Origin of the sequence: Anianabacter salinae, from assembly GCF_019061145.1 — a bacterium.
Lineage (GTDB): Bacteria > Pseudomonadota > Alphaproteobacteria > Rhodobacterales > Rhodobacteraceae > Anianibacter > Anianibacter salinarum.
The window spans coordinates 322,161-340,089 of record NZ_JAHQZS010000003.1 but is presented as its reverse complement, the minus strand read 5'-3'; the positions used below and the strand labels follow the sequence as shown (position 1 = coordinate 340,089).

The 17,929-nt window shown below is 67.3% G+C and carries 20 protein-coding genes, 2 tRNA genes and 1 other RNA gene; 10 read left to right on the top strand and 13 right to left on the bottom strand.

Going from position 1 to position 17,929, the window contains the following annotated elements; translation table 11 throughout:
- Positions 1–256 precede the first annotated feature (256 nt).
- Complete coding sequence (locus tag KTJ87_RS10650; protein WP_267139099.1) at positions 257–913, top strand: DUF4386 domain-containing protein; 657 nt, start codon at positions 257–259, stop codon at positions 911–913.
- On the opposite strand, the gene KTJ87_RS10645 is transcribed toward KTJ87_RS10650, so the two are convergent.
- The gene (locus KTJ87_RS10645; RefSeq protein ID WP_267139098.1) at positions 910–1,929 is read right to left on the bottom strand and encodes an RluA family pseudouridine synthase; all 1,020 of its coding nucleotides are present in this window, start codon (positions 1,927–1,929) and stop codon (positions 910–912) included. The genes KTJ87_RS10650 and KTJ87_RS10645 overlap by 4 nt on opposite strands.
- Between KTJ87_RS10645 and KTJ87_RS10640 the strand changes: the two genes are divergently transcribed.
- Positions 1,928–2,239 carry a DUF6476 family protein gene (locus KTJ87_RS10640; RefSeq protein ID WP_267139097.1) on the top strand — a complete coding sequence of 104 codons (312 nt, stop codon included), beginning with the start codon at positions 1,928–1,930 and terminating at the stop codon, positions 2,237–2,239. The two genes, KTJ87_RS10645 and KTJ87_RS10640, sit on opposite strands and share 2 nt — an antisense overlap.
- Positions 2,240–2,251: 12 nt before the next feature.
- Here the strand turns inward: KTJ87_RS10640 and KTJ87_RS10635 are convergent, their stop codons facing one another.
- Positions 2,252–2,665 (bottom strand): BLUF domain-containing protein, encoded by a 414-nt coding sequence (locus KTJ87_RS10635; RefSeq protein WP_267139096.1) that lies wholly within the window; start codon positions 2,663–2,665, stop codon positions 2,252–2,254.
- Positions 2,666–2,793: 128 nt separating this feature from the next.
- Positions 2,794–2,870 (bottom strand) — tRNA-His (locus tag KTJ87_RS10630).
- Between the two features lie 278 nt (positions 2,871–3,148).
- Here KTJ87_RS10630 and KTJ87_RS10625 point away from each other — a divergent pair.
- Positions 3,149–3,814: a hypothetical protein gene (locus KTJ87_RS10625; RefSeq protein WP_267139095.1), complete on the top strand. Its 666-nt coding sequence runs from the start codon at positions 3,149–3,151 to the stop codon at positions 3,812–3,814.
- Positions 3,815–3,947: 133 nt separating this feature from the next.
- Here the strand turns inward: KTJ87_RS10625 and KTJ87_RS10620 are convergent.
- Positions 3,948–4,024, bottom strand: a tRNA-His gene (locus tag KTJ87_RS10620).
- A 44-nt stretch (positions 4,025–4,068) separates the two neighbouring features.
- The gene (locus KTJ87_RS10615; RefSeq protein WP_267139094.1) at positions 4,069–4,572 is read right to left on the bottom strand and encodes a GNAT family N-acetyltransferase; all 504 of its coding nucleotides are present in this window, start codon (positions 4,570–4,572) and stop codon (positions 4,069–4,071) included.
- Between the two features lie 66 nt (positions 4,573–4,638).
- Here KTJ87_RS10615 and KTJ87_RS10610 point away from each other — a divergent pair, with 66 nt between their 5' ends.
- Positions 4,639–4,836, top strand: a complete 198-nt coding sequence (locus KTJ87_RS10610; protein WP_267139093.1) for a DUF6324 family protein — start codon at positions 4,639–4,641, stop codon at positions 4,834–4,836.
- Positions 4,837–4,842: 6 nt separating this feature from the next.
- On the opposite strand, the gene KTJ87_RS10605 is transcribed toward KTJ87_RS10610, so the two are convergent.
- A complete protein-coding gene (locus tag KTJ87_RS10605; protein ID WP_267139092.1) occupies positions 4,843–5,310 on the bottom strand; it encodes an MmcB family DNA repair protein in 468 nt (155 codons plus the stop codon).
- A 104-nt stretch (positions 5,311–5,414) separates the two neighbouring features.
- Here KTJ87_RS10605 and ssrS point away from each other — a divergent pair.
- The 3 genes from ssrS to KTJ87_RS10590 all read left to right on the top strand — a co-directional run bounded on the left by ssrS (position 5,415) and on the right by KTJ87_RS10590 (position 8,076).
- Positions 5,415–5,571, top strand: a non-coding RNA gene (ssrS, locus tag KTJ87_RS18185) — 6S RNA.
- 452 nt (positions 5,572–6,023) lie between these two features.
- On the top strand, positions 6,024–7,328 hold the full coding sequence (locus KTJ87_RS10595; RefSeq protein WP_267139090.1) for a hypothetical protein: 1,305 nt from the start codon (positions 6,024–6,026) through the stop codon (positions 7,326–7,328).
- Positions 7,315–8,076 carry a COG3904 family protein gene (locus tag KTJ87_RS10590; protein WP_267139089.1) on the top strand — a complete coding sequence of 254 codons (762 nt, stop codon included), beginning with the start codon at positions 7,315–7,317 and terminating at the stop codon, positions 8,074–8,076. Before KTJ87_RS10595 ends, KTJ87_RS10590 begins: the two co-directional genes overlap by 14 nt.
- Positions 8,077–8,289: 213 nt before the next feature.
- On the opposite strand, the gene nusB is transcribed toward KTJ87_RS10590, so the two are convergent.
- Genes nusB through KTJ87_RS10565 form a run of 5 tightly spaced genes read right to left on the bottom strand, consistent with a single transcriptional unit; the run spans position 8,290 to position 11,612 of the window.
- Positions 8,290–8,760 (bottom strand): transcription antitermination factor NusB, encoded by a 471-nt coding sequence (nusB, locus tag KTJ87_RS10585; RefSeq protein ID WP_267139088.1) that lies wholly within the window; start codon positions 8,758–8,760, stop codon positions 8,290–8,292.
- On the bottom strand, positions 8,757–9,305 hold the full coding sequence (locus KTJ87_RS10580; protein ID WP_267139087.1) for a 6,7-dimethyl-8-ribityllumazine synthase: 549 nt from the start codon (positions 9,303–9,305) through the stop codon (positions 8,757–8,759). The genes nusB and KTJ87_RS10580 overlap by 4 nt, the downstream gene beginning before the upstream one ends.
- 5 nt (positions 9,306–9,310) lie before the next feature.
- Positions 9,311–10,450 carry a 3,4-dihydroxy-2-butanone-4-phosphate synthase gene (ribB, locus tag KTJ87_RS10575; RefSeq protein ID WP_267139086.1) on the bottom strand — a complete coding sequence of 380 codons (1,140 nt, stop codon included), beginning with the start codon at positions 10,448–10,450 and terminating at the stop codon, positions 9,311–9,313.
- A complete protein-coding gene (locus KTJ87_RS10570) occupies positions 10,447–11,013 on the bottom strand; it encodes a hypothetical protein (RefSeq protein WP_267139085.1) in 567 nt (188 codons plus the stop codon). Before KTJ87_RS10570 ends, ribB begins: the two co-directional genes overlap by 4 nt.
- Positions 11,010–11,612 carry a riboflavin synthase gene (locus KTJ87_RS10565; protein WP_267139084.1) on the bottom strand — a complete coding sequence of 201 codons (603 nt, stop codon included), beginning with the start codon at positions 11,610–11,612 and terminating at the stop codon, positions 11,010–11,012. Before KTJ87_RS10565 ends, KTJ87_RS10570 begins: the two co-directional genes overlap by 4 nt.
- 189 nt (positions 11,613–11,801) lie before the next feature.
- Between KTJ87_RS10565 and KTJ87_RS10560 the strand changes: the two genes are divergently transcribed.
- From KTJ87_RS10560 to KTJ87_RS10550, 3 genes are all read left to right on the top strand, one after another.
- A complete protein-coding gene (locus KTJ87_RS10560) occupies positions 11,802–13,088 on the top strand; it encodes a capsule biosynthesis protein (RefSeq protein ID WP_267139083.1) in 1,287 nt (428 codons plus the stop codon).
- 95 nt (positions 13,089–13,183) lie between these two features.
- Entirely contained in the window at positions 13,184–14,314 is a 1,131-nt protein-coding gene (locus KTJ87_RS10555; protein ID WP_267139082.1) for a polysaccharide biosynthesis/export family protein, read from the top strand.
- Positions 14,315–14,319: 5 nt separating this feature from the next.
- Positions 14,320–16,359, top strand: a complete 2,040-nt coding sequence (locus KTJ87_RS10550) for a capsular polysaccharide biosynthesis protein (protein ID WP_267139081.1) — start codon at positions 14,320–14,322, stop codon at positions 16,357–16,359.
- On the opposite strand, the gene ribD is transcribed toward KTJ87_RS10550, so the two are convergent.
- Positions 16,356–17,453, bottom strand: coding sequence for a bifunctional diaminohydroxyphosphoribosylaminopyrimidine deaminase/5-amino-6-(5-phosphoribosylamino)uracil reductase RibD (gene ribD / locus KTJ87_RS10545; RefSeq protein WP_267139080.1), 1,098 nt, complete (start codon positions 17,451–17,453; stop codon positions 16,356–16,358). The genes KTJ87_RS10550 and ribD overlap by 4 nt on opposite strands.
- Positions 17,450–17,920: a transcriptional regulator NrdR gene (nrdR, locus tag KTJ87_RS10540; RefSeq protein WP_267139079.1), complete on the bottom strand. Its 471-nt coding sequence runs from the start codon at positions 17,918–17,920 to the stop codon at positions 17,450–17,452. Before nrdR ends, ribD begins: the two co-directional genes overlap by 4 nt.
- Positions 17,921–17,929 lie beyond the last annotated feature (9 nt).

The following is a 17,929-nucleotide window of genomic DNA, read 5'->3' as shown; positions in this document are numbered from 1 at the left end:
CGTTCAAGGTTGCGCTAACGTCATTTCCCTAACGCAGCATGAAGCCGCATCCGTCGCCGCGAAAGTGGTGACATCTGGTCTCACACGCTCGTGTCACCGTGGAAACGTGTGCCAGCGACGCAAGTTCCGCCACGACCGCGCGCGCAACTGTCGCAGCCCATGCATGAATGCATGACAAAGATACGGATTCAGGGAATTCGCGCGGGGAAATGCATGGGTTATGACCCGCCATCCCAACCTTTCCCGGAGACGCGACATGCCTGCACACAGATCTTTCCCTTCAACAGCCACCGGCCCCGTGCGCCTGACCGGCGCGGCCTATCTTGTCATCATCCTGTGCGGCGTCTGGGCCGAAGGCTTCGCGCGCGCCGGGCTGTTCTTTCCCGGCGATCCGGATGCCACGGCCCGGGCGGTGCTGGACAATCTGCCAGTGTTCCGTGCCAGCCTGCTGGCCGACGCCGTGATGGCGACTGCGGACATCACCGTGGCGCTGTTGTTCTTTCGATTGCTGCGCCCGCACGGCGAAGGCCTTGCACTTGCCGCGATGGTGTTCCGCCTGATGCAGGCCGGGTTGATCGGCGCCAGCCTGATCCTGCTGGCCGGTGTCCCCGTTGCCGCGCCGGACGCCCCCGACACCGCGCAGACGCTGTTCGCGATGCACGGCACCGGATACGAAGTCGGGCTGATCTTCTTCGGGATCAACTCACTTTTCATGATGGTGCTTCTGGCGCGCGCCGGTGTTCCGCGCCTGATTGCCTACGGCATCGGCGCGTCGGGGCTGGTGTATCTGGCGGGCAGCCTGCTGCGGTTGATTGCACCGCACCTGCATACCGCGATCGAACCGGCCTACCTTGTCCCGCTGCTTGCCGAGACCGCGCTGTGCCTGTGGCTGCTGATCCGGGGCCGGTTCTAGCTCAGCGCGTCCAGAAGCGCCTGCATGTCGGGGGGCATCGGCGCATCGAAGCTCAGCGCCTCGCCGGTGCCGGGGTGCACGAAACCCAGCGTCGCGGCATGCAGCGCCTGCCGCCGGAACTCGGCCACGGCGGCGATCCCCTCGGCCGAGAACGCCCGGTCCGACAGCTTGCGCCGCCCGCCATAGACCGGATCACCGACCAGCCCGTGCCCGGCATGGGCCATGTGCACCCGGATCTGGTGGGTGCGCCCGGTTTCCAGCCGGCATTCCAGCAGCGCCAGCGCGGACGGCGCGCCAAAGCGGTCCAGCACGCGGGCACGGGTGATCGCGTGCCGCCCGCCCTGGAACATCACCGCCTGCTTCTGGCGGTCGGTCTTGTGGCGCGCCAGCTGCGTGGTGATCTTGATGACGCCGGACGGCTCGAACGACACGCCGCGCACGCCCTTGAGACGCGGGTCGGTCTGTTCGGGCACGCCGTAGCAGACCGCGAGATAGCTGCGCTCGGCGCTGTGGTCCTCGAACTGGGCCGCAAGCCCGTGATGGGCCCGGTCGGTCTTGGCGGCGACCAGCAGTCCGCTGGTGTCCTTGTCGATGCGGTGCACGATGCCGGGGCGCTTTTCGCCGCCCACGCCCGACAGCGTGTCGCCGCAATGGGCCATCAGCGCATTGACCAGCGTGCCGACAGGCGTGCCCGGCGCGGGGTGCACGACCATGCCGGGCGCCTTGTTCACGACGATCAGGTCGTCGTCCTCGAACACCACGTCCAGCGGGATCGCTTCGGGCAGCGTCTCGGTCTCGGTCGCCTCGGGAACGTCGATCAGATACACCTCGCCTTCGGTCACGCGGGCCTTCTGATCGGTCACGGCAGCCCCGTCCCGCGTCACCGCCCCGCCCGCGATCAGCCGCGACAGGCGCGACCGGCTGAGCGCCGCCGCCTCTGGAACGTAGAGCGCCAATGCCTTATCGAGCCGGTCAGGCGGGTTTTCCCCGATCTCGACGAAAAGGCGCTGGGACATGGACGACACTCCTAAGGATCAGGGCTGGCACCCGAACTTGAGGTTCTTGCGTATCCTTGTCACCGTGCTGACCGCAACGATGATCGGCGGAATGCTGGTGCTGATCGTGTTGTTCCTGACGCGGTTTCCGTCCGGGACCCAGGCCGCACCGCTGCCGGACCAGATCACCTTGCCTGACGGCGTGCAGGCCCTGTCGGTCACCTACGGGCCGGGCTGGTATCTTGTCACCACCACCGGCGATGAGGCGCTGGTCTATGACGCGGCCACCGGAACCTTGCGCCAGCGGATCGCGCTGGACACCGCAGACTAGCCGCGCCGCCTGTCAGCCCGCGCTGCCGACGATGTGCTGATCGCGCAGCCGGGTGAAGAAGCCGGTGATCTCCTCCGGTGTCGCCCGTTCGGCGGCACCTGCGTCGATGTCTTCGGGCGACCAGATCCACGTAACAGCCGGATCATGCAGCATCGCCCATTCGCCGAACATCCGTCCCGTGACGGTCTCCGCGACGTGCAGCGTCACCTCGACATGGCGGTCGTCACGCTTGATCCGCTCGAGCGCGTCGCACACCTTGTCCTCGGGGCCTTCCAGAAGCTGAAGATAGATGTCGTTCCGGCAGATCAGCGCCCCGGTGATGCCGTCGCGGTCGTTCAGGCGCCGCGCATCCAGAAGGATCCCGCTGAGGATCGCCGTGTCGAACCCGAAGGGGCGCGAGGAATAGATCGCTCTGAACACGCTCATTCGATTGATATCTCCTGTGGGCCGGTGTGGGCATGTGTGGGCCCGTGCGACCCCTATGGCTCAGCTTAGGCCATTGCCGCGCCCGCACCAGCGACAACTTCAGATCGATGCGGTTTCAAGCTGTCTGATGGTACCGCCTCCCTGGCTTGAACAGGGGACCTCTGGGTCCACAATCCAGCGCTCTAACCAACTGAGCTAAGGCGGCACTGGCGGGCGGGATAGCGCCCGGTCCGGGCATGGTCGATGCAGGCCCGCAACTCCTGATCCCTTCGCGCAACGATGGCGCGCCACCCACCTCGTCGCGCGATATCGACCTGAGGCCTCCCCGGTTTCACGGGCTGAGGTACTTTCGACCATTCCAGCAGACAGAATTTTCTTGACGTCCGGACCGCGCGAGATGGCTTATTTCCCATGGCAGCTTGTGCGTCCTCCAGCGAGGCCGGCCTGACGCTTAAGAAATGTGAGGGCTTCTTGCGAGCCACGATGCACAATTCGATCCTTTGGGCAGCGGTCCTCGTTTTGACCGCCCTGAATGCCAGCGCCGCTCAGGCGTGCCTCTCGCTGCGCAACCAGGCGCATGGCGTCGCCGAGTTGTACAACGGCTGCGGGACCTTCGTGGTCGTCCTATACAATGACCAACTCAACTGCCGATCCCGTGCGCAACAGAGATATCCCTGCGAAGTCCCACACGGCATCAAGCCGGGTCGGATCGGGTCCCTCAGCGCAACCGGAACCGTGAACTGGAGCTTTTGCAAGGCCCCGCCGGGCAGGTTCGACACAACGATCCGGGAAACCCCCGGCGGTCAGACGACCTGTAGCACGATTTCAGCCGCGGCTCCGCAAGGCTCGACCGGTGCGACAAGGGCAATGACCGCAGCCGATCTTCAGTCCCGAATTGCGGGTCACCGTTTCTACTTTCAGATTGATGGCGAGACCACGGTAAAGATGGCGCGCTTCCATGCCAACGGAGTGATAGTAACAGGGGTCAACAATCAACCGACCGACGAGGGACGCTGGTGGATCAATGGAAATGCGATCTGCAGCCAGTATCGCAGCAGCAACAACGGACAGGCGATCTGTAGCACCTACTATGACCTCGGCGGCGGGCGTTTCAAAAGCTCTCGCGGAGCCACGCTGTGGTACCGCTAGTGACCCGATTGATGCCGAGACGTTCACGCGCCTGTGATCGCCTGGAGAAAAGCTAGGCCATCCTTGTTACGAGATAACTCCGAGACAAATGTCCGGAGCCAGAAGTTTGTTCTGCGGTGGACGATCGATTTGATGGTACCGCCTCCCTGGCTTGAACAGGGGACCTCTGGATCCACAATCCAGCGCTCTAACCAACTGAGCTAAGGCGGCACTGGCGGGCGGGATAGCGCCCTGCCCCTGCGAATGCAAGACCCTCAGAGCGCAAGTTCCCAGCTTTGTTCGACCACCGGCACGCCGAACGACACCTTGGCCGTCGATGCGGTCAGAACGAAGCCGCGCGCCGCGTAGAGCGCGCAGGCGGCCCGGTGCGACGCGTGGGTCCACAGCACCAGCTTGCGAAAGCCCTGGGCGCGCGCATGGTCGATGCAGGCCTCCAGCAACCTGCGACCAAGCCCCTGCCCACGCGCCTCGGGTTCCAGCAGGAACAGCCGCAGTTTGGCCGTCTCGTCGTCCTGCCGCACGCAGAACACCGACCCCAGCCGCTGCCCGTCCCGCACCGCGATCCAGGCCCGTTCCTGCGGGCGGCGGTTGCGGATGAAGTCGGCAAGGATCTCGGCCACCAGCGCCTCGAAGCTCTGGTCAAAGCCTTCGTCGCGGGCATACAGCTCGGCGTGGCGCTGGATCAACCAGCCCGCATCGCCCGTCTCAAGGTCGCGCAGCAGGATGTCGGGCAAGGCGCCCGCCGCAAAGTCGGTCATGGCCTTCCCCTTGTGCAGGCGGGTATGACCGTCTAACTCACCTCGGCAAACGTCAAGGGGTCTGACATGAGCATCAACAAGCAAAGCGACGTCTCGGCCAATCTGCAGATCGGCCCGACGACCGAAGGCATGGTGCGCATCTATGTCGAGGCGGATGGCGGCATCGACCTGCCCTTGGATTTCGATCCGGAAGAGGCCGAGGAAATCGCCGAGGAAATCCGCGCCGCCGCCGCGATCGCGCGCAAGATGCCGGCGCGCAAGTAGGGCGGCCTACGCCAACCCGTCCCACACGGCGCCGTCCGGATCGCGCGCCGCCTGCCAGCGCAGCGCGGCGTGGCGGGCGAATTTCTGCACCATCACCTTGCGGCGCGGCGCGGCCAGCTTGTGCTCGGGCGCCATGCGCAGGATCTCGGCGTCATAGGCATCGGCAATGATAAGCCCGGTCCCGTCCGGCAACAGGTCGACCGGAAAGGCATCGTCGACCGCCCAGAAATATCGGTCGCACCATTCAAGATAGCCCTGCCATTTGCCGTCCGACATGAAATCGGCGCGGCTCGACTTGCACTCGACCACCCAGATCTCGCCCTTCGGCCCAAGCGCCATCACATCGACCCGCAAGCCCGGCGCTGGGGTCAGTTCCTCGACCGTAACGAAGTCATGGCTGAGAAGGTGGCGGCACACCCCCCGCGCCAGAAGCTGGCCGGGACGGGGCTGCGGACGTGACAGGTCATCGGGCATGAGGCAAAGATGAACAATACGTGAACAAAATGCAAGCCCCGCGCGCGGCCGCTGTCGCGTGCCCCCTTGCCGGACGTCCCCGCGCGGCTTAGGTAGCGGGGTGGCGGGCACTGCCCTTCCCGTGACGAGGTCAAATTCCAGTGGCCTTAATCACTCTCGAGGGAGCTGGCTCTGGCGAGGTCCTGGCTTCGTTACCTGGCGCCCACCTGTTCACACAGGCTCTCGGGAATTAGTTGCCTCAACGTTAGTGGTGGTCCCGCCGCACCTCCACACCGCTGTCCACACGCACCGGAACGGGCACGCCCAGCCGGGAACCGCCATTGCGCGGGGGGCCTTCGCGCTCGGCCATGGACATCACCGCGATGCCGAACTGCACGCCCGAGAACACGATTCCGTTGAACAGCCACACTAGGCCGACCGCGAGCGGGCCATCGGCGCTGCGCGCCACGAGCGATCCAAGCCCGGCGACATCCAGCACCAGAAGCGCGGCGACAAACAGCGCCGACACCCCGAATCCGGTCAAGGTCTGCCGAAGGTAGAGTCTCACGAGATCCGGCATCGGTTTTCCCCTTTCTGCTGACATTAGTGTGAGCGGGAAGGCCGCCAAGGCGTTATTTCCCGGGTGGCGGGGAACCGCCCGGCCGCAGGGCCCTTTCCTTGGAAGCGGCGCGCGGCGATACCATGTTCCCACGAATGCCCCGGGGGAGAGTGCCATGTCCGACGACACCAGACTGACGCGCGAAGAGGCGCAAGGCGTGCGCTATGCGCAAGAGCTCGAGGGTCATCTCGGCTGGCTCGACAGCTTCACCTCGGCCGCGCTGGCGGTGCTGGCGGTCGCGTCGGGCATCTACACATACCTCGGCGTCTCGTCGCTGCTGGACGACACCGGCGCGCTGTCGGTGTTCGCTGCGATGGCCTATTCCATCGCGGTTTCGGTCGGCATCTTCGTGTTCTGGTCCTACCTGATGCGCCTGTTCCCCGCGGTCCGTACGGCGGGCGCACGGATGGGCCTTGCGGCGACGATGGCGCTGGGATCGCTGGCGATCATCGCGATGTCATCCTGGCTGAACGCCGCCGCCCTGGCGGGTTCGGCAGCGGTGGAACAGCACCTTGCGCGCACCGTACAGGACTATCAGGGCTCGCTGGAGCGTGCCCATACCATCGCCGTGACAGCGCAGGGGCTTGAACGCGACGTCGCCCGCGTGCGCCAGGGGTTCGAGGACCTGTCGGAGCAGGAGGCGACCGGCAACCTGTCGGGCCTTGCGGGGCGCGGCGCGGTGTTCCGCGTGCTCCGCCAGAAGTCCGAGGAATTGGCCGCGCTCGAGGCCCAGATCGCGGCGCAAGGCCCCGCCGTCGAGACCGCCTTTGACGAGGGCAACGCGATCCTCAGCCGGATGCGGTCGCTGACGGTGGAACCCGGCCCGGTCGAGGCGCGCTCTGTCGCGTTCTCCGAGGAAACCGTGCGCCTCGCCGGGATCATCACCGAGTTGCGCCAGTTGTCCGTCGCACCCCTTGTCGACCGCGCCGCCGCTGACCTCTCGGCCTCGGTGATCCTGCCGGAGTTCAGCGGCCAGTCCGATATCCGCGCGGCGCAGGACGCCACGCTCGCCTCGGTGCTCGAGGCGCTGTCCGCCCGCGCCGCCACGCTGCAATCCGCCGCGCAGGACGTGATGGCGATGGAGGCGCCGCAGGACATCACCTATACGCCGATCTCCGCGGCGGATGCGGTGATCCTCTATGCGCGCAACTTCGTGCCCAGCTGGGCGGGCGCCATCGCCATCGACCTGCTGCCGGCGGTCCTTGTCTTCATCGTCGCGATCACCCAGGCTGCGATCCGGTCCGGGCGCGGCCATGTCGGGCCCGAGAACACGCTGACGATGGCGGAACTGCGCGCCGCCCTGACCGCAATCCGTGATGTCGAGGCGGCGCTGGGACACGAGCCGAAACACCTCGATAGCGGCGCCGCAAGCCCCGCCAGTGTCGCCAAGCTGAAGGCCGCAGGCGATGGCGATCGCTGACCGCATCAGCGCGGGAGGCGCGATCAAGGCGATCCTCGCGGTGCAGCTCGGCATCGCCGCGATCCTCGTGGCGGGCGATGTCGGCAGCCTGTTGCCGCGTCTTGTCCCCGGCCCCGATGCGCCGCGCCTGACCGAAACCGTGCGCCCCGGCGACCAGACCCGCCGCTACGATCCCGCCGATCGGCCCACCCTGCCCGCGGACCCGTCCCGCACCGGCGTGCCCGCCAGCCGCGAGATGCCGTCGCGGCTGCAGTTCGACGGCGGTGCGGCAGAGGGATTCGAGATATGGGGCCAGATCGCGCCCGGCGATGCCGAGCGCTTCACGGACTGGCTGGCGCTGCAAGAGGAAGTCACGGCGCTGCGGCTGGACAGCCCGGGCGGATCAGTAGCCGACGCGCTGACAATCGGCCGCGCGATCCGCGAGGCGGGCATCGCAACGGAGCTTGTCGCCGGGGCGGTCTGCCTGTCCGCCTGCCCCTACATCCTGTCGGGGGGCGCCGTGCGCCGCGTCGCTCCGGACGCATTTGTCGGCGTGCACCAGCATTATTTCGGAGAGAGCACCGTGCTTCCCGCCTTCATGGCAGTGGAAAGCATCCAGCGCGGCCAGGCCGAGGTTGTGGAGTATCTCGATGACATGGGCATCGACCTGCGCCTGATGCGCCATTCCCTCGCCACGCCTCCCGGCGAGATCTACATTCTCGTCCAGGACGAATTGCGCGACTACGGCATCGTCACGCCAGAGGCTTAATGCACTTGCCGGTGATCCGGGGGAACGCCGCTTGCGGGCATTGAGCCCGCTACTCGGCGTGCGAGACGTTCCCTCTCGCGCTCTCCCGAGTATTTCGCGACCAAAGATGGAAAAGGCGCCGCGCTGATCATCTTTGGTCCGGAAATACCTCTGGGGGGTCCGGGGGGCAAAGCCCCCCGGCTCGGTCCCCGCGCGAAGCGCGGGGAAACCGGTTCAGAACGCCTCGGGCCGCATCTCTCGCGCCATGTGGTCGAGCACGGCGTTCACGAATTTCGGCTCGCGCCCGTCGGGGAAGAACGCCTTGGCCACGTCCACGAATTCCGAGATCACCACCTTTGGCGGCGCTTCGCCGTCGCGCAGCTCGGCGCCCGCGGCGCGGAACAGCGCCCGCAGCGTCGGGTCGATACGGGCGATCGGCCATTTCTCGACCAAGGCGCGGTCCGTAGCCTGGTCGATAGTGCCCTGCCAGTTCACGGCCGAGCCCACGAGCCTGCGGAACAGGTCGAGGTCACCTTCGGCGTATTCGTCGTCGCCGTAGCGCGCGCCGAGGCGGTGATCCTCGAACTCGCGCAGGACCGCGTCGGCCGATTGGCCCGAATGCTCCATCTGGAACAGCGCCTGCACGGCGTAAAGCCGCGCGGCAGAGCGCATCTGGCGCGATGTGGGGGCCTTGGTGTCAGTCATGCGGTGGTCGGTCCTTCGGGATCACCCGCGATCTGGTAGGTCTCTGACGGCTTGAAGCCGACGCCGCGGGTCTGGCGGCCCCATTTGCGCGACAGCGCGACCAGATGCAAGGCCGCCGCCGCCGCGCCGCCACCCTTGTCCTGATCGCCGGGCGCGGCGCGCACCACTGCCTGATCGCGGGTCTCGACCGTCAGGATGCCATTGCCGATGGCGCAGCCCTGCAGCCCCAGCAGCGTGAGCGCGCGGCTGCTGTCGTTGCACACCGTCTCGTAATGCGTCGTCTCGCCGCGGATCACACAGCCAAGCGCGACATAGGCGTCGAAGTTCGACAACCGGTGCGCCAGCGCGATGGCGGAGGGGATTTCCAGCGCGCCCGGCACTTCGACCGTCTCATGCGAAGCGCCCGCCGCCTCTAGCGTTGCCACCGCACCCGCGATCAGGTCGTCGGCGATGTCGCGGTAATAGGGCGCGACCACGATCAGCGCCTTTACCGGGCGGTCGAAGGCGGGCAGCGGCAGGGTGTAGTGCGTCTCGGTTCCGGCCATGGCGGTCACTCCAGCGGGATCTTGCGGGTGCCGACGATCGACAGGCCGTAGCCTTCGAGGCCCACGACCTTGGGCGTCGGCGAGTTGGTCAGCAGGATCAGTTCGGACAGCCCCAGCGAGGACAGGATCTGAGCACCCAGCCCGTATTGCCGCAGGATCTGCGGCGACACGCTGTCATCGGACACCATCTTGGAATGGGTATCGCGCAGCAGCACCAGAACGCCGCGCCCTTCCTCGGCGATCAGGCGCATCGCCGCGCCGAATTCGCCCGTTCGGCCCGCCGGGCCAAGACCGACGACATCCATCAGGGGGTCCATCGCGTGCATCCGCACCGTCACCGGCCCGCCGCCGTCGACATCGCCCTTGATCAGCACGATGTGTTCCGAGCCGTGGGTTTCGTCGGTGTAGATGCGCAGTGTCCAGTCGCCGCCGAACTCGCTGGTGATGGTGCGTTCTGTGGTGATCTTCACAAGGTTGTCGTGGCGGCGGCGGTAGGCGATCAGGTCGCTGATCGTGCCGATCTTCAGCCCGTGGCGCTGCGCGAAGGCCACGAGATCGGGCAGGCGCGCCATCTCGCCGTCTTCCTTCATGATCTCGCAGATCACGCCCGCGGGGTTCAGCCCCGCCAGCCGCGAGATGTCGACCGCCGCCTCGGTATGGCCCGCGCGCACCAGCACGCCGCCCTCTTTCGCGCGCAGCGGAAAGACGTGTCCGGGGGTGGCGATGTCCTGCGCGCCCTTGGTGGGGTCGATCGCCACCGACACGGTGCGCGCGCGGTCATGGGCCGAGATGCCGGTCGTCACGCCCTCGCGCGCCTCGATGGACACGGTGAACGCGGTCTCGTGGCGCGAGGAGTTCTGCGAGGCCATCAGCGGCAGGCCCAGAGCGTCGATGCGATGGCCCGGCAGCGACAGGCAGATCAGCCCGCGCCCGTGGGTCGCCATGAAGTTGATCGCATCGGGCGTCGCCATCTGCGCGGGGATGACAAGATCACCCTCGTTCTCGCGGTCCTCGTGATCGACGAGGATGAACATCCGGCCGTTGCGCGCGTCCTCGATGATCTCCTCGACCGACGAGATCGCGTCGGACCAGTCGCGCTCGACCGGGCCGGGGTCTTCATAGGCGCTCGACGTGGCCTCGTTCATGCGGAGTCTCCTTGGAAATAGCGGTCCGAGGGCAGAAAGCCCCCAAGGCGTGCGGCGGTGCACCAGTCGCGTTCCAGCGCGGTGTCCCCGATGACGACGATTCCGTCCGCCGGGATGCCGCGGGTCAGCGTCTCGATCCGGGTGCGGGCGGCGCGCCATGTGTCGGCAAGACCGGGCGCGCGGTCGGCGCGCTCGATCAGGCCGTCGGTGGCGGCAATCAGGCGTTCGGGCGGCAGCGGCGGCTGGACCAGCGCAAGGCGTCCGCAGGCGTGGATGGCGTGCAGACGCGCGGCGCGGCCGGTCGCGGGGCGGCCATCGCGGGCGACGCGCAGGGCGTTTGACGAGAACAGGAAGGCGATGACATCGCGGCCCGTCGAGGCGCGCAGGCTGGCATAGCTGCGGTAGTCGAGGCCAAGCTCCTTGGCTCGCGTCACCCGCAGGCGAATGACCTCGAGCGGAAGTTTCGGCAGCAACTCGGCGCGGGCCCGTTGCCACGCATGGCGCCGCCAAGCCGTGCCCCCCTCCAGCGTGGGGCCGTTGTTGTGGCCAAGGCCCGCCATCATGCCCAGTCCTGCAGCCGCGCGACGTAGCGCGCCAGCGTGTCGATCTCGAGGTTGATCGCGTCGCCGACCTTCACCCTGCCCCATGTCGTCGCCGTCTGGGTGTGCGGGATGAAGTTGATGCCGAAATCGCGTCCCTCGACCTCGTTCACGGTCAGCGACGTGCCATTGAGAGCGACCGATCCCTTCGGCGCGATGAAGCGCGCCAGCGCCTCGGGCGCGCGGAATATCACGCGGGTGCTGTCACCGTCGGGGGTCACGCCGATCACCTCGGCCACGCCGTCGATGTGACCCGACACGATGTGCCCGCCCAGCTCGTCCCCGACCTTCAGCGCGCGTTCGAGGTTGAGCCGCGTGCCCGCCGCCCAGCCCATCGCGCCGATGTTCGTCTTCGACACCGTTTCGGCCGAAATCTCCACGTCGAACCACGGGCGCGGCGCTTCGCCCAATGCGATCACCGTCAGGCAGACACCGTCGCAGGCGATGGAGGCGCCGATGTCGATGCCGCCGATGTCATAACCGGTGCCGATGCGCGCGCGCAGGTCGCCGCGTTTCTCGGTTTCCAGAACTTCGCCGATATCGGTGATGATGCCTGTGAACATGGGCAATCCTTGCGTTTCGCCTGACCTAGCCCCGCCCAGGGCCTTGCGCAAGTCTGGGGACATGCTGCGAGGTCGCGCGGCGTCTGTGCGCCGTTGCCCTAATCATGCCGCATTGACGTTGCGTAATGAGCCGGGCTGCGTCGCATTTCCGGCGCGTCAGCGGCATATTGCCGAACTATGGGGCTGGGTATGAACGATCCGTCGAACAGGCAATTTCTGTTCCTGCAGGGGCCACATGGCCCGTTCTTCTATCGCCTGAGCCGGATGCTCCGGGCGGCGGGGGCAACGGTCTGGCGCGTGGGCTTCAACGCGGGAGACGCGGCATTCTGGCCCGACCGGTCGAGCTATATCGCCTATGCAGGTGCTCCAGCCGATTGGCCCGCGCGCTTTGCCGATCTGGTGCGGGACAAGGCCATCACCGACATCGTGCTCTACGGCGACACCCGCGCCGTGCATGCAGACGCCATCGAGGCGGCGCGTTCGCTTGGTCTTGCCATCCACGTCTTTGAAGAAGGCTATCTGCGCCCCTATTGGGTGACGTACGAACGCGGCGGATCGAACGGCAATTCGCGGCTGATGGATCTGTCCGTCACGCAGATGCGCGAGACGCTGGCACAGGCGCAACTCGACATCCCCGAGGCACCCGCCCATTGGGGCGACATGCGCCAACACATCTGGTACGGTGCGGTCTATCACGGCTTCCTGATGCTGGCGAACCGCCGCTACCGGCAGTTTCGCGGCCATCGCACGCTGAGCGTCCGGCAGGAGTTCCGCCTTTACCTGCGCCGCCTGCTGCTGATGCCGCTTTTGTGGATCGACCGGGTCGCCGCGACGTGGCGGATCAAGTCCGAAGGCTTTCCATATCATCTGGCGCTGCTGCAACTGGAACACGACGCCAGCTTTCAGGCGCACAGCCCGTTCACCCGGATGACCGAATTCCTGGAACTGGTGATTGACGGCTTCGCGCGCGGCGCGGCGCGGCATCATCACCTGATCTTCAAGGCCCACCCTCTTGAGGACGGGCGCGCGCCGATCCGGCGCGACATCCGGCGCATCGCAGCCGAAAAGGGCGTCGCGGACCGCGTGCATTTCGTGCGCGGCGGCAAGCTGGCGCAGCTTCTCGATCATGCCCGCAGCGCGGTCACGGTGAACTCGACAGCGGCGCAGCAGGCGCTGTGGCGCGGACTTCCGCTCAGGGTGTTCGGCGCGGCGGTCTATGCCAAGCCCGAGTTCGTTTCGGTCCAGACACTGCCCGAGTTTTTCGCCCGCCCGACCCGGCCCGACAACGCCGCCTACCGCGACTATCGCCATTTCCTGCTGGAGACATCGCAGATCTCGGGCGGGTTCTATTCGGCGCGCGGTCGGCGGCAACTGCTGCGGCAAGTGGTCGACCTGATGCTGGCGGTCGACGATCCCTATGACGCGCTGCGGCGGGGCACAGCGGCTCCAAGGCAACAGTTGCGCGTGGTGAAGTGAGGCGCCCCGAAATTGCCCGCTAGCCTTTTTCGCGGGATTTCGATACCTTGCAAAGAAAAATTGAGGCAGAACTCCCGAAACGAGGAGACCGAGCAGTGAAAATCCAGTCATCGCGATGGGCGAGGACGCTAGCCGTGTTTCTGCTTGTGGCAACCGCCGCAAGTTGTGGGCTTCCGCGTTCCGGGCCCACGAAGCGCGAAATCTACTCCGGCTCGGTGCAGCGCGAGGGCGATTCGTTCGTCGTCACAGTGAACGACCGCGTGACCCGCGCCACCGCCGTGATCCCCGCCTTCGGCTTCAGCCAGGCGTTCCTGGGCGCGGGCGTGCTGGGATCTGACACGATCCGTCCGGGCGACACCCTTGGCCTGACGATCTACGAGAACGTCGACGATGGCCTTCTGGCCAGCCAGGGCGTCAACGCCACCGTGCTGGACGAGGTGCAGGTCGACGGCGCGGGCTTCATCTTCGTGCCTTACGCGGGCCGCATCCGCGCGGCGGGCAACTCGCCCGACGAAATCCGCCGTCTCATCACTGAACGGCTGGCTGAACAGACTCCCGATCCGCAAGTCCTTGTGCGCCGCCTTGCTGGCGACGGCTCGACCGTGTCCGTCTCTGGCGCTGTCGGCGGCCAGGGGATCTACGCCATCGAACGCCCGACCCGCACGCTGTCGGCGATGCTGGCCCGCGCGGGCGGTGTGGTGGTCGATCCCTCCATTGCGCAAGTGCAGATTTCCCGCGGCGCGCGTCAGGAAACCGTCTGGTATCAGGATCTCTACGAGCATCCGCAATTCGACATCGCCCTGCGCGGCGGCGACCGCATCCTTGTCAAGGAAGACAGCCGGTCCTTCACCGCGCTGGGTGCAACCGGAACGCAGAACCGCGTGCCGTTCGAGACCCAGACGATCAGCGCCATCGAGGCCATCGCCCAGGTCGGCGGCCTGAACTCCAACGCGGCCGATCCCACCGGCGTGTTCGTCTTCCGCAACGAGCCGCCCGAGATCGCCAACCAGGTGCTCGCCCGCACCGATCTGCAGGGCGCGCAGCGCATGGTCTATGTGCTGGACCTGACCGAGCCCAACGGCGTGTTCCTGGCCCGCGACTTCGTGATCCGCGACGGCGACACCGTCTATGTCACCGAAGCGCCGTTCACCCAGTTCTCCAAGGTGTTGTCGGCCGTGACCGGCACGCTGTCCGCGGCCGGGAACGTGTCGAACATCGCGCAGTAGGCCGGATGGTCGATCCCGAAGGACCACAGGCCGGGGCGGAAACGCCTCGGCCTTTGTTCGTCTACAGCGGCGGCTTCCTGACGCAAGCGCGCGTGCGCCGCATCCTGCGGCTGGCAGGCTGGCAGGTGACGCTGGGCGCCCCGCCCGAAGGCGGCTGGGTCGGCGTCTGGGGGCAAAGCCCCACGGCAGGGCGGGGCGAGGCCGTGGCCGACCGGCGCGGCGCGCAGGTGCTGCGGGTCGAGGACGCCTTTTTGCGGTCCGTCCATCCGGGGCGCACGGGCGGGCGCCCTGCCCTTGGCCTGACGCTCGACAGCACGGGCGTGCATTTCGACGGGCGCGCGCCGTCCGATCTGGAAACCCTGCTGGCCACGCATCCGCTGGACGACACGCCGCTTCTGGACCGCGCCCGCGCCGGGATCGACTGGCTGCGCAGTGCGCACCTGTCGAAATACACCGCCTTCGATCCCGCCGCCCCGGTGCCGGATGCGCCCTACGTGCTGGTAATCGACCAGACGCGCGGCGATGCATCCGTTACTGCATCCGGCGCGACCGACGCGATGTTCCGCGAGATGCTGGTCGAGGCGCAGGCCGATCACCCCGGATTGCCGGTGCTGGTCAAGGTCCACCCCGAGACGGCGGCGGGAAAGCGCGAGGGGCATTTCGGCCCCGACGATCAGACGGGCCGTGTGCGGCTGATCTCTGATGCCGTCTCGCCCTGGGCGCTGCTGGAAGGCGCGGTCGCGGTCTACACCGTGTCCTCGCAATTGGGGTTCGAGGCGATCCTCGCCGGGCACCGCCCCCGCGTCTGGGGTCAGCCGTTCTATGCCGGGTGGGGCCTGACCGAGGACACCAACCCACCGCACCGCCGCACCCGCCGCCTGACCCGCGCACAACTGTTCGCAGGGGCGATGCTGCTCTATCCGAAATGGTACGATCCCTGCATGGACCGGCTCTGCGACTTCGAGACCGCGACCGCCCAGTTGCAGGCCGAGACGCGGGCCTGGCGCGAGGATCGGCGCGGCCACGTCGCCTCAGGTATGCGCCTTTGGAAGCGGAAACCGCTACGGAAATTCCTTGGAACCGAGGGCGCGCTCACGTTCACCGATCCTGTGGACAAGGCTGGGGATCAAGCCGCCGCCACGGGCCGCGATCTGGTGGTCTGGGCGGGCAAGCTGACGGGCGACTTTCACCGATCGGACATTCGCGTGATCCGGGCCGAGGACGGGTTCCTGCGCTCTCGCGGGCTCGGCGCCCGGCTGGTGCCGCCGCTGTCGCTGGCGCTGGATGACCTCGGGATCTACTACGACCCGACCCGCGAAAGCAGGCTGGAACGAATGGTGGCCGAAGCTGCCGATCTGCCGCCTGCGCGGCTGGATTGGGCGCACCGTCTGATCGCGCGGATCATCGACACCGGCGTGACAAAATACAACATCGGCGGGGTGTTGCCCGATCTGCCGCAAGGTCACCGCATCCTTGTGCCCGGCCAGGTCGAGGATGATGCGTCGATCCGGCTCGGCTGTTCGGACGTGACCACGAACGCCGGGCTGCTGGCGCAGGTGCGCGCGGAGAACCCAGGCGCGGTGCTGATCTGGAAGCCGCATCCAGACGTCGAGGCGGGACTGCGAAGCGGCGGCGCGCCTGACGAAACACTGGCCGATGTCGTCGTGCGCCAGGGCGATCCCGTGGCCCTGATCGGTGCTGTGGATGAAGTCTGGACGCTGACCTCTCTCTTGGGGTTCGAGGCGCTGATCCGGGGCAAAACCGTCACCTGCCTTGGCACGCCGTTCTATGCCGGGTGGGGCCTGACGCGCGATCTTGGCCGGGTGCCTGCGCGGCGGCAGGCAAGGCCCTCGCTGGCGGCGCTGGTTCACGCCGCACTGATCGATTATCCGCGCTACCGCGACCCTGTCACCGGCCTGCCGACCACGCCCGAGGTGATCGTGGAGCGGCTGGCGACGGGCGACATCCCCGCACCCGGCACGGCGACGCGACTTGTGTCAAAGCTGCAGGGTCTGCTTGCCAGTCAAAGCTGGCTCTGGCGCTAGACCGCGCGCCAGCGGTGCATCGCGTCGCCGCCCGCCCGCCGCGTCTCGACCAGCCGAAACCGGGGCGCCTCGGCCAGCCGGTCGACGCCCAGCGCGCTGATCGACGGTTGACCTTCCGCCCCGAGCGCAACGCCTGCGGTAAAGCCGACCAACTCGTCCACCAGCCCTGCGGCCAGCAAGGACGCGGCCAGTGATCCGCCGCCTTCGCAGAACACCCGGGTCAGGCCCGCCTCGGCCATCGCGGCCAGCGCCGCCGCGGGGTCGATCTGCCGCCCGCCGCCCGTCGGCACGTCGATCAGCCGCGCACCCGCGCCTTGCCAGTGATCCCGAACATCGGGATCGACGCCGCTGCCGTGGCACAGCCAGACCGGCACCTCGCGCGCCGTGGCGTGCAGGGCCCGCGCCCCGGCCAGATCCAGCCTGCGCGACCAGACGACCCGCACCGGCTGATGCGCCACGCCAAGACCGCGCACGGTCAGCGCCGGGTCATCCGCGCGTGCCGTGCCGCCGCCGACCAGGACCGCGTCATTCCGGGCCCGTTCCAGATGCACCAGTCGACGCGCCTCGGGCCCGGTGATCCAGCGGCTCTCCCCCGTCGCCGTGGCGATCCGTCCGTCGAAACTGGCGGCCAGCTTGAGCGTCACCCAAGGCCGCCCCCGCGACACGCGCGACAGGAACCCTGCCTGAAGCGCGCGCGCCTCATCCTCCAGCACGCCGGTCAAAACCTTGATGCCCGCGTCGCGCAGCATCTCCAGCCCGCGTCCGTTTACGCGGCTGTCGGGATCGCCCAAGGCCACCACGACACGCGCCACGCCGGCCTCCGCCAGTGCCGATGCACAGGGCGGGGTCTGGCCGTGGTGGGAACAGGGTTCCAGCGTGACATAGGCGGTTGCACCGCGCGCCGCGTCACCGGCTGCGGCAAGCGCTACGGCTTCGGCATGGGGGCGCCCGCCAGCTTGTGTCCAGCCGCGCCCGACGACGCGGTCGCCTTGGATCAGAACGCAGCCAACCGCGGGGTTCGGCCAGACCCGGCCCAGCCCCCGCGCCGCCAACGCAAGCGCGTGGCGCATGTGCCGCGCGTGGTCGTCCGTCACACGTCTTCTGGGGGCGTGTGCGGACGCAGCTCACTGACGAACTTGTCGAAGTCGTCGGCGGCCTGGAAGTTCTTGTAAACGCTGGCAAAGCGGACGTAAGCCACGGTGTCGATCCGGGCGAGGCTTTCCATCACGATTTCGCCGATGACCTTGGACGGGATATCCGTCTCGCCCATCGATTCAAGCCGCCGCACGATGCCGGAAATCATCTGGTCGACACGCTCCGGCTCGACCGGGCGTTTCTGCATCGAGATGCGCACCGAACGCTCCAGCTTGTCGCGGTCGAAATCCTCGCGGCGCCCGTTCGTCTTGATGACGACAAGGTCGCGCAACTGCACGCGTTCATAGGTGGTGAACCGGCCTCCGCAGGCGGGGCAGAACCGGCGCCGCCGGATGGCGACGTGATCCTCGGCAGGACGGGAGTCCTTGACCTGCGTGTCGATATTTCCGCAAAACGGGCAACGCATCCGCTCTCC

Excerpts from the sequence above, each read along its gene's own strand:
- KTJ87_RS10650 (WP_267139099.1), top strand. The coding sequence starts at position 257 with ATGCCTGCACACAGATCTTTCCCTTCAACAGCCACCGGCCCCGTGCGC.
- KTJ87_RS10640 (WP_267139097.1), top strand. The coding sequence starts at position 1,928 with ATGGACGACACTCCTAAGGATCAGGGCTGGCACCCGAACTTGAGGTTC.
- KTJ87_RS10645 (WP_267139098.1), bottom strand. The coding sequence starts at position 1,929 with ATGTCCCAGCGCCTTTTCGTCGAGATCGGGGAAAACCCGCCTGACCGG.
- KTJ87_RS10635 (WP_267139096.1), bottom strand. The coding sequence starts at position 2,665 with ATGAGCGTGTTCAGAGCGATCTATTCCTCGCGCCCCTTCGGGTTCGAC.
- KTJ87_RS10625 (WP_267139095.1), top strand. The coding sequence starts at position 3,149 with ATGCACAATTCGATCCTTTGGGCAGCGGTCCTCGTTTTGACCGCCCTG.
- KTJ87_RS10615 (WP_267139094.1), bottom strand. The coding sequence starts at position 4,572 with ATGACCGACTTTGCGGCGGGCGCCTTGCCCGACATCCTGCTGCGCGAC.
- KTJ87_RS10610 (WP_267139093.1), top strand. The coding sequence starts at position 4,639 with ATGAGCATCAACAAGCAAAGCGACGTCTCGGCCAATCTGCAGATCGGC.
- KTJ87_RS10605 (WP_267139092.1), bottom strand. The coding sequence starts at position 5,310 with ATGCCCGATGACCTGTCACGTCCGCAGCCCCGTCCCGGCCAGCTTCTG.
- KTJ87_RS10595 (WP_267139090.1), top strand. The coding sequence starts at position 6,024 with ATGTCCGACGACACCAGACTGACGCGCGAAGAGGCGCAAGGCGTGCGC.
- KTJ87_RS10590 (WP_267139089.1), top strand. The coding sequence starts at position 7,315 with ATGGCGATCGCTGACCGCATCAGCGCGGGAGGCGCGATCAAGGCGATC.
- nusB (WP_267139088.1), bottom strand. The coding sequence starts at position 8,760 with ATGACTGACACCAAGGCCCCCACATCGCGCCAGATGCGCTCTGCCGCG.
- KTJ87_RS10580 (WP_267139087.1), bottom strand. The coding sequence starts at position 9,305 with ATGGCCGGAACCGAGACGCACTACACCCTGCCGCTGCCCGCCTTCGAC.
- ribB (WP_267139086.1), bottom strand. The coding sequence starts at position 10,450 with ATGAACGAGGCCACGTCGAGCGCCTATGAAGACCCCGGCCCGGTCGAG.
- KTJ87_RS10570 (WP_267139085.1), bottom strand. The coding sequence starts at position 11,013 with ATGATGGCGGGCCTTGGCCACAACAACGGCCCCACGCTGGAGGGGGGC.
- KTJ87_RS10565 (WP_267139084.1), bottom strand. The coding sequence starts at position 11,612 with ATGTTCACAGGCATCATCACCGATATCGGCGAAGTTCTGGAAACCGAG.
- KTJ87_RS10560 (WP_267139083.1), top strand. The coding sequence starts at position 11,802 with ATGAACGATCCGTCGAACAGGCAATTTCTGTTCCTGCAGGGGCCACAT.
- KTJ87_RS10550 (WP_267139081.1), top strand. The coding sequence starts at position 14,320 with ATGGTCGATCCCGAAGGACCACAGGCCGGGGCGGAAACGCCTCGGCCT.
- nrdR (WP_267139079.1), bottom strand. The coding sequence starts at position 17,920 with ATGCGTTGCCCGTTTTGCGGAAATATCGACACGCAGGTCAAGGACTCC.